Source organism: Streptomyces sp. NRRL B-1347 (assembly GCF_000720325.1).
Taxonomy (GTDB): domain Bacteria; phylum Actinomycetota; class Actinomycetes; order Streptomycetales; family Streptomycetaceae; genus Streptomyces.
The window spans coordinates 1-10,223 of sequence record NZ_JOJM01000151.1 but is presented as its reverse complement, the minus strand read 5'-3'; the positions used below and the strand labels follow the sequence as shown (position 1 = coordinate 10,223).

At 73.9% G+C, this 10,223-nt stretch carries 1 protein-coding gene and 1 pseudogene; both read right to left on the bottom strand.

Annotated features, from left to right (window positions below):
• Positions 1-6,334 (bottom strand): annotated as a pseudogene (locus tag IG74_RS50510) (SDR family NAD(P)-dependent oxidoreductase); the annotation flags it as partial.
• Positions 6,335-10,223 (bottom strand): SDR family NAD(P)-dependent oxidoreductase (locus IG74_RS0143720; protein ID WP_158858082.1); only part of this gene is annotated, 3,889 nt, incomplete at its 5' end.

The window sequence follows — 10,223 nt, the reverse complement described above, 5'->3', positions numbered from 1 at the left end:
CGCCTGCATCAACCGGCCGCGAGCGGCGACCAGTTGAGCCGCGTCTTCGAGAGACCAGAGCCCGGCCACGTACGCGGCAGCCAGCTCACCGATGGAGTGCCCGCCCACGACCTCCGGACGTACGCCGAAGGACTCGGCCAGACGGTAGAGCGCCACCTCGACGGCGAAGAGGGCGGGCTGCGCGTAGCCGGTCTGCTCAAGCAGGTCGGCGTCCGGACCATACATCACGCTCTGGAGCGAACGTTCTATCCACGGATCAATATGAGCACACACCTCGTCCAACGCATCCGCGAAGACCGGGAACGCCTCGTACAGCTCCCGGCCCATCCCGATCCGCTGACTGCCCTGACCGGTGAAGAGGACGCCCAGGCGGCCCTCGGTCACCGCGCCGGAGACCACGCCCGGGCCACCTGACGCCAGGGCTTCGAGGCCGACCAGGAATTCGTCCCTGCTCCGGCCCAGGACCACGGCCCGGTGTTCGAGCGCGGACCGGCCCGAGAGCAGCGCCGAGCCGACGGCCGCCGGGTCCAGGTCGGTGTGCGTCACCATGTGCTCGCGCAGCCGGTCGGCCTGTGCCCGCAGGGCCTCCGCGCTGCGGCCGGACACCAGCCACGGCACGGCCGTCGCCACGGGCGCGATCGGCTCCACGGCCTCCGCGGGCTGCCCGGCGGGCGCCTGCTCCACGATCACGTGGGCGTTGGTGCCGCTCACGCCGAAGGACGAGACGCCCGCGCGGCGCGGTCCGCCGTCCTGGCGACCGGCCCACTCCCGCGTCTCCGCGAGGAGCTCGACGGCTCCTGCGGACCAGTCGACGTGCGTGCTCGGCCGGTCCACGTGCAGGGACTGCGGCAGGACGCCCTCGCGCATGGCCATGACCATCTTGATGACACCGGCGACACCGGCGGCGGACTGGGTGTGGCCGATGGCCCGCGTTGGCCAGGGCGGCGCGGATGACGCGCTGCTGGGAGGGGCCGTTGGGGGCGGTGAGGCCGTTGCTGGCGCCGTCCTGGTTGACGGCGGAGCCGCTGACGACACCGAGGACTTCGTGGCCGTTGCGGCGGGCGTCGGACAGCCGCTCAAGGAGCAGCAGGCCGACGCCTTCGCCCCAGCCGGTGCCGTCCGCGGCCTCGGCGAACGGCTTGCAGCGGCCGTCGGCGGCGAGGCCGCGCTGGCGGCTGAACTCCAGGAACGCGGCGGGGCTCACCATGACGGTGACGCCGCCCGCGAGGGCCATGTCGCACTCGCCCTGACGCAGCGCCTGCGCCGCCAGGTGCAGCGCGACGAGGGACGACGAGCACGCGGTGTCGACGGTGACCGCGGGGCCTTCGAGGCCGAAGGTGTACGAGAGGCGGCCGGAGATGACGCTCGTCGCGTCACCCGTCATCAGGTAGCCCTCGACGCCTTCGGGGGCGTGGGCGAGCCCCGCCGACCACCCCTGGGAGCAGGCGCCGACGAACACGCCGGTGCTGCTGCCGTGCAGGGCCGAGGGCGCGATGCCCGCGCGCTCGAACAGCTCCCAGGAGGTCTCCAGGAGCAGCCGCTGCTGCGGGTCCATGGCGAGGGCCTCGCGCGGGGAGATGCCGAAGAGCCCGGCGTCGAACTCGGACACGTCGTAGAGGAAGCCGCCCTGCGCGGCGAAGCTCGTGTCGGCGGAGCCGCCCCGCTCCGGCTGGAACAGCCCGTCGGGGCCCCAGCCCCGGTCGGTGGGGAACACGGAGATCGCGTCGGTGCCCTCGGCGACGAGCCGCCAGAGCGCTTCGGGGCTGGTGGCGCCGCCGGGGTAGCGGCAGCTCAACGATCAGGCCGGTGGCCGTCGCGATGCGGTTGCGGACCTCGACCGCCGTCAGCGAGTCGAAGCCCAGCTCGCGGAAGGCCCGCGTCGGCTCGACCGCTTCCGGACCCGCGTAGCCGAGCACGGCTGCGGCGTGGCCGCGTACGAGATCGAGGAGCTGACGCTCCTGCTCGCGCTCCGCGAGGCCCGCGAGCCGCTCGGCCCACTCCGAGCCCGAGCCCTTGGCGCCAGCCGGGGCGGCGGCCGCCTCGGGCTCGGCGAGCGCGCGCCGCACCTCCGGCAGGTCCCCGATGAAGGGGCTGGGCCGCACCGACGTGAACGAGGGCGCGAACCGCTCCCAGTCCACGTCCGCGACGGCCAGGAACGTCTCGCCGTGCGCCACGGCCTGGGCGAGCGCCGCCACCGCCCGCTCCGGTGCCATCGCCGTCACGCCGCGGCGCCGCAGGTGCTCCTCGGCCTGCGCGTCGGCGGCCATGCCGCTGCCGCCCCAGGCGCCCCAGGCGACGGAGGTGGCGGGCACGCCGCGGGCCCTGCGGGCCTCGGCGAGCGCGTCGAGGTAGGCGTTGGCCGCCGCGTAGGCGCCCTGACCGCCGCCGCCCCACACACCGGAGTTCGACGAGAAGAGCACGAAGGCGTCGAGCTCTGCGGAGTCCAGAAGCTCGTCCAGATGCGCGGCACCGGCCGTCTTCGCGCCGAACACCTCCGCGATGTCGGCGGCGGACATGTCCGCGACGGGGTACGACGGGCTCACACCTGCGGCGTGGAAGACGGAACGCAGGGTGTGCCCCTGCGCCGTCAGCTCGTCCAGGAGTCGTACGACGGCATCGCGGTCAGCCACGTCGCAGGCCGCGACGGTGACCTGGGCACCCAACTCCTCAAGTTCCGCCTTGAGTTCGGCGGCGCCCGGAGCGTCGAGGCCGCGGCGGCTGGTGAGGACGAGGTGCTCGGCGCCCGCGCGGGCCAGCCAGCGGGCCACGTGCCCGCCGATCGCGCCCGTACCACCGGTGATCAGCGCGGTGTCGCGCGGCGCCCACTCCGCCGCCGGGGCGTCGTCGAGCGGGGCGTGCGCGAACCGGCGTACGAACACGCCGGTGTCCCGCACCGCGAGCTGGTCCTCGTCGCCGAGCCCCGTGAGGATCGACGCGAACCGGGAGGCGGCACGCGCGTCGTACACCGACGGGAGGTCGATCAGACCGCCCCAGCGGTCCGGGTGCTCCAGGGCCACGACCCGGCCGAGACCCCACAACTGGGCCTGCGCCGGACTCTCCACCCCATCACTGCGACCAGTCGACACCGCACCCCGGGTCACGGACCACAACCGCGCCCCGACACCCGCGTCACCGAGAGCCTGCACCAACGCCACGGTCCCGGCCAGCCCCACCGGCACACCCACATGCTCCGCATGCGCCGACTCCTCGAAACCAAGCAGCGACACCACACCGGCGAACTCCGCACCAGCAACACCACGCACCCGGGCAGCCAGCGCCTCACGCGTCAACTCCGCATCCGTGAGGAGCAGTTCAACGACCTCGGCACCGGCCCGCGTCAGCGCCTCGCCGACACCGGGGATCCACGTGTGCTCGCCCGCGTTCTCCGGTACGACGACGAGCCAGCGGCCCGGCAGCGCGGGCACGGGCAGGCCGCCCGCCTGCGGCTTCCAGGTCACGCGGTAGCGCCACCCGTCGATGGTCGACCGCTCGCGCCGCTGCCGCCGCCAGGACGCGAGGCCGGGCAGCACCGCGCTCAGCGAACTCTCGTCGACGTCCACGAGCGTCGACGTCAGCTGCGCCAGGTCCTCGCGCTCCACCGCTTCCCAGAACCGGGACTCGACCTCGTCCACGGCCGGCCCGGACTCGCCGTCCGCGTCCTGGTCCGGGGCGAGCATCCAGTAGTGGTCGCGCTGGAAGGGGTAGGTGGGCAGGTCCACGACGGAGGGCTCGCCGGGGAGGAGGGCCTTCCAGTCCAACTCGGCACCGTACGCGTGGGCTTCGGCGAGGGAGGCGGCGAGGCGGTCGGCGCCGCCTTCGTCACGGCGGAGGGAGCCGAGAGTGGCAGCCGGGCTGTCCGTGGCGTCGATCGTCGCCTGAACCGGGACGGTCAGGACCGGGTGGGGGCTCATCTCCAGGAACAGGCCGTGGCCCTCGGCGAGCAGACCTCGGGTGGCGTGCTCGAAGAGAACCGTCTGGCGCAGGTTCCGGTACCAGTACCCGGCATCCATCGGGACGTCGAGCCAGGTACCGGTCAGGGTCGAGTACAGCGGCACCTCGGCGCCCTGCGGGGTCACATCCGCCAGGGCCTCACCGATCTGGGCCTCGATCTGCTCCACGTACGAGGAATGCGACGCGTAGTCCACGGGGATGGTGCGGGCCCGGACGTCCTGGCCGACGCACTGGGCGACCAGCTCCTCCAACGCCTCCGGCTCACCCGAAACCACCACCTGAGCCGGGCCGTTGACAGCCGCGACCTCGATACGGCCCTCCCAACCCGCGATCAGCTCCCGCACCTCGGCCTCGGGCAGCGGCACCGACACCATGCCGCCCTTGCCCGACAGCTCACGAATCGCCAGGCTCCGCAGCGCCACCACACGAGCGGCATCCCGCAACGACAGGACACCCGCCACGCACGCGGCGGCAATCTCGCCCTGGCTGTGGCCGACCACGGCGGCGGGCCGCACCCCGGCCGCCTGCCAGACCACAGCCAGGGAGACCATCACGGCGAAGAGAACGGGCTGGACCACGTCCACCCGGTCGAAGTTCTCCCCGCCCAGCTCCTCCAGCAGATCCCACTCCACGAACTCCGACAGGGCCTCGGCGCACTCCTGCATCCGCTCCGCGAACACCGGGCTGGAGTCGAGGAGTTCGACCGCCATCCCGGCCCACTGCGACCCCTGACCCGGGAACACGAACACCGGACGGACCGTCCCGCCCAGCGCCCGCCCGGTGACCACGCCACCAGCCGTGGCATCACCCGACGCCAGCCGTTCGAGCCCGGCCAGCAGTTCGTCCCGGCCGCTGCCCAGGACGATGCCCCGGTGCTCGAAGCGTGACCGGGCCACCGCCAGGGACCAGGCCACGTCGGCCGTGCCGAGACCGGTGTCGGCGAGGAGTCGCTCGCGCAGCCGTGCCGCCTGGGCCCGGAGGGCCTCCGGGGTGCGTCCCGAGAGGGCGAGGGGGAGCACGCGTTGGTGCCGCTGACGCCGAAGGAGGAGACGCCCGCGCGGCGCGGGCCGCCACCGTCGCGCTCGGCCCACTCGCGGGCCTCGGTCAGCAGCTCGACGGTCCCCGCGGTCCAGTCCACCTGCGGGGTCGGCTCGTTGACGTGCAGCGTCTTCGGCAGGACACCTTCGCGCATGGCCATGACCATCTTGATGACGCCGGCGACACCGGCGGCGGCCTGGGTGTGGCCGATGTTGGACTTCAGCGAACCCAGCCACAGCGGCCGCTCGGCCGAGTGCTCCTTGCCGTACGTGGCGAGCAGCGCCTGCGCCTCGATGGGGTCGCCCAGGGTGGTGCCGGTGCCGTGGGCCTCCACGGCGTCCACGTCGCCCGGCTTCAGGCCCGCGCTCGTCAGGGCGTCGCGGATGACGCGCTGCTGCGAGGGGCCGTTGGGGGCGGTGAGGCCGCTGCTGGCGCCGTCCTGGTTGACGGCGGAACCGCGTACGACCGCGAGGACGTTGTGGCCGTTGCGGCGGGCGTCGGACAGGCGCTCCAAGAGGAGCAGGCCCGCGCCCTCGCCCCAGCCGGTGCCGTCCGCCGATGCGGCGAAGGACTTGCAGCGGCCGTCCGTCGACAGGCCGCGCTGGCGGCTGAAGTCGATGAAGGTGCCCGCCGTGGGCATCACGGTCACGCCGCCCGCGAGGGCGAGCGTGCACTCGCCCTGCCGCAGCGCCTGCGCGGCCAGGTGCAGGGCCACGAGCGACGACGAGCAGGCCGTGTCGACGGTGACCGCCGGGCCTTCGAGGCCGAGGGTGTAGGCGACGCGGCCGGAGACGACCGAGCCCGCGTTGCCGGTGCCGATGTAGCCCTCGACGCCTTCCGGCAGGGCGTGCAGGCGGGTCGCGTAGTCGTAGTACATGACGCCCGCGAAGACGCCGGTGCGGCTGCGGCGCAGCGAGAGTGGGTCGATGCCCGCCCGCTCGATCGCCTCCCACGCGGTCTCCAGGAGGAGCCGCTGCTGGGGGTCCATCGCCAGGGCCTCGCGCGGCGAGACCCCGAAGAACGAGGCGTCGAACTGGGGGGCGTCGTAGAGGAAGCCGCCCTCCGCGGTGTAGCTGGTGCCCTGCTTGTCCGGGTCCGGGTCGAACAGTTCGTCCGTGTCCCAGCCGCGGTCGGTGGGGAACGCGGAGATCGCGTCGGTGCCGTCGGCGACGAGCCGCCACAGGTCCTCGGGCGTGTTCACGCCGCCCGGGTAGCGGCAGCTCATGCCGACGATCGCGATGGGTTCGTGGCGGGCGTCCTCCAGTTCCCGCACCTGGCGGCGGGCGTCGCGCAGGTCGGCCGTCGCCCGCTTCAGGTAGTCGAGGTACTTCTCCTCGTTCGCCATTTACAGCGCCTCCTCGAAGCGGTCGGGCCGGTCTGTGTCCTGGCCGGTGTCTGAGCTGGTGTTCGGGCTTGTCTCTGAGGGGGTGTGGAGCTCGTTGTCGAGCAGGTCGAAGAGTTCGTCGGCGGTCGCGCCTTCGATGTCGTCGAGCTCCTGCCGCTCCGTGGCCGGGGCGGCGGTGTCGCGGGTGGTGTCCCAGGCGGTGAGCAGCGAACGGAGGCGGCCCGCGACGCGGTCCCGTTCGGTGCCGTCGGTGTCGCCGCCGACGGCCTTGAGGACGCTCTCCAGGCGGTCGAGCTCCGTGTCCAGGTCGCCGGGGGCGACCGGGGCGCCGTCGGGGGCGGCGGCCGTCGTGGGCAGTTCCTCCGACAGGTGCTCGGCCAGGGCGGCCGGGTTCGGGTAGTCGAAGATCAGCGTGCTGGGCAGCCGCAGTTCGGTCTCGGCGTTGAGGCGGTTGCGCAGCTCCACGGCCGTCAGGGAGTCGAAGCCGAGCTCCAGGAAGCCCCGGCTCAGCTCGACGGCGTTCGGCGACGCGTAGCCGAGCACGCCCGCCACGTGCGTGCGGACCAGGTCGAGCAGGATCCGGTCGCGCTCGTCGCCGGAGCGGCCCGCCAGGCGCTCCACGAGGGAGTCCGTGCGTTCGGTACGCGCGGCCGCGGCGTCCGGGCCCGTGCTGCGGGCCCGCCGGACTGCGGGCCTGACCAGGCCCCGGAACAGCGCGGACAGCGTCTCCTGTGGCTGGGTGCGCAGCGCCGCGGTGTCGATGCGGATCGGGACGAGCGCCGGGTGCTCGCTCGCCGGGGCGAGGTCGAGCAGGGCCAGTGCCTCGTCCGTGTCGAGCGCGAGGACGCCGCCGCGCGCCATGCGCTGGAGGTCCGCGTCGGCGAGGCCCCCCGTCATGTCGCTGTCCTGGGCCCACAGGCCCCACGCGAGCGCGGTCGCCGGGAGCCCCTGGGCGCGGCGGGTGGCCGCGAGGGCGTCCAGGAAGCTGTTGGCCGCCGCGTAGTTGGCCTGCCCGGGGCCTCCGAAGACGCCGGACGCCGAGGAGAACAGGACGAACGCCGACAGGTCGAGCCCCGCGGTCAGCTCGTGCAGGTGCAGCGCCGCGTCCGCCTTCGGCCGCAGCACCGCCGCCACGCGCTCGGGGGTCAGCGACGTGACCACGCCGTCGTCGAGGACGCCCGCCACGTGGACGACCGCCGAGAGGTCCGCGCCGTGCTCGTCGATGAGCGCCGCCACGGCGTCCCGGTCGGCCATGTCGCACGCGGTGACCGTCACCTGTGTGCCGAGGGCCCGGAGTTCGTCGCGCAGCGCGGCCGCCCCCGCGGCTTCCAGGCCGCGGCGCGAGACCAGCAGCAGGTCGCGTACGCCGTGACGCTCGGCCAAGTGCCGTGCCACGACGCGCCCCAGGCCGCCGAACGCGCCCGTCACCAGGACCGTGCTCCGGCCCCACGGCGTGTCGTCGCCGTCGGCGGACGCGCTCGCGATCCGGGAGAGCCTGGGCAGCCAGAGCGAGTCGCCCCGCACGGCGGCTTCCGGCTCGCCCGACGCCAGCACGGCGCCGAGGACCGACTCGTCAAGACCCGCGCCCACGTCCGTGTCTGTGTCCACGTCTACGTCTACGTCTACGTCTACGTCTACGTCTACGAGGAGGAAGCGGCCCGGGTGCTCCGAGCGGGCCGAGCGCACCAGCCCCCACACGGCCGCGCCCACCGGATCCGGCACCGCGTCACCGGCCGCGACCGCGCCCCGCGTCACCACGACGAGGCACGCGGACTCCGACCGCTCGTCCGCCAGCCAGCCCTGCACGACCCGCAGCGCCTCGGCCGACCGCGCCGCCACCGCCTCGGGCCGCAGCTCGCCGTCAAAGGCACCGGCCTCCCACACCACGACCGCCGGAACGTCCCCACCGGCGTCCAACTCCTCGTACGAGGCGTACGAGACGTATGCGACCGGTTCCGCGGACGACACCGGGGTGGCGGCCTGGGGCTTCCACTCCACGTGGAAGACGGAGTCCGCGTGCGGGTGCCGGCCGCTCATCTGCTCGATGAGGTCCTTCGACATGGGCCGGAAGACGAGCGCGTCGACCGAGGCGACCGGCGTGCCCGTGGTGTCCGCGACCTCCAGGGAGACGCCGTCCGCGCCGTTCGGCGCCAGGCGGACGCGCACGGTGGCGGCGCCCGCGGCGTGCACGGTGACTCCGGTCCAGGTGAACGGCAGTCCGCCGGTGGCCGGTTCGGTGTCGGCCGCCGTGTCCCCGGCCGCACCGACCGCACCGGCGGCCCGGGCGTGCAGGGCGGCGTCGAGGATCGCCGGGTGCAGGCCGAAGGAACCGGCCTCCGTGTGCTCGTCGTCCGGCAGGGCCACCTCGGCGAACACCTCGTCGCCGCGCCGCCAGGCCGCGCGCAGCCCCTGGAACACCGGCCCGTAGTCGTAGCCCGCCGTGGACAGCTCCTCGTAGAGCCCGTCGACCACGAGCGGCTCCGCGTCGCGGGGCGGCCAGGACGTCAGGTCGTCGGACGCGGTGGGCGCGTGCGGCGCGGGCTCGGTCAGGGTGCCGGTGGCGTTCTTGGTCCAGGCGTCGGCCGACAGGCCTTCGGCTCCGTCGCCCGGCTCGGGGCGCGAGTGCAGGCTGAGGGGCCTGCGCCCGGCGCTGTCGGGGGCTTCGACCCGCAGCTGCACCTGGATGCTGCCGCGCTCGGGCAGCACCAGCGGCGCGCCGAGCGTCAACTCGTCGAGTACGCCGTGGCCGATCTGCCCGCCCGCGTACGTCGCCAGCTCCACGAAGGCCGTGCCCGGAAGCAGGACGCGCCCGGCCACCGCGTGGTCGGCCAGCCACGGGTGGGTGGCCAGCGAGAGCCGCCCGGTGAAGAGGTAGCCGTCCGAGTCGGCCAGCGGCATCCCCGCGCCGAGCAGCGGGTGCCCCGCCGACGCGAGCCCCGCGGACTCGACGTCGGCGACACCGGCGGTCTGCCGGAGCCAGTAGCTCTGGTGCTGGAAGGCGTACGTGGGCAGCTCGACGCGGCGCCGCGACTCGACCGGGGCGTACAAGGGAGTCCAGTCGACGTCCACGCCGCGTACGTGCAGCCGCGCGAGGGCGTCGAGGAACGTGTCCGGCTCCGCGCGGTCCTTGCGCACGGCCGCGATCAGCCCCGCCTGCGCGGCGGGCTCGCTGAACGTGTCGTGCGCCATCGCCGTCAGCACGGCGTCCGGGCCCAGTTCGAGAAGGGTCGAGACGCCGGATTCGGCGAGCGCCTTCAGACCGTCGTGGAAGCGCACGGCCTCGCGGATGTGCCGCACCCAGTACTCCGGGTCCCTCAGCTCGGCGGCGTCCGCCACCTCGCCGGTGACGTTGGAGACCACCGCGAGAGTCGGTTCCTGGTACGTCAGCTTGGCCGCGACCTCACGGAAGTCGTCGAGGGCCGGGTCCATGAGCGGCGAGTGGAAGGCGTGCGACACCTTCAGCCACTTCACCTTGCGGCCCTCACCGCGCAACAGCTCCTCCAGGCCTTCGAGAGCTGCGCGTTCACCGGAGAGCACGATCTGCGCGGGCCCGTTCACGGCCGCCACGCCCACGCGGTCCGATATGCCGTCCAGTAGCGGCAGGACGTCGGCCTCCGCGATCTGCGCGGCCAGCATCGCCCCACCCGCGGGCAGCGCCTGCATCAACCGACCACGAGCAGCCACCAGTTGAGCCGCGTCTTCGAGGGACCAGAGCCCGGCCACGTACGCGGCAGCCAGCTCGCCGATGGAGTGCCCGCCCACGACCTCCGGACGTACGCCGAAGGACTCGGCCAGGCGGTAGAGCGCCACCTCGACGGCGAAGAGGGCGGGCTGCGCGTAGCCGGTCTGCTCCAGGAGGTCGGCGTCCGGACCATACATCACGCTCTGG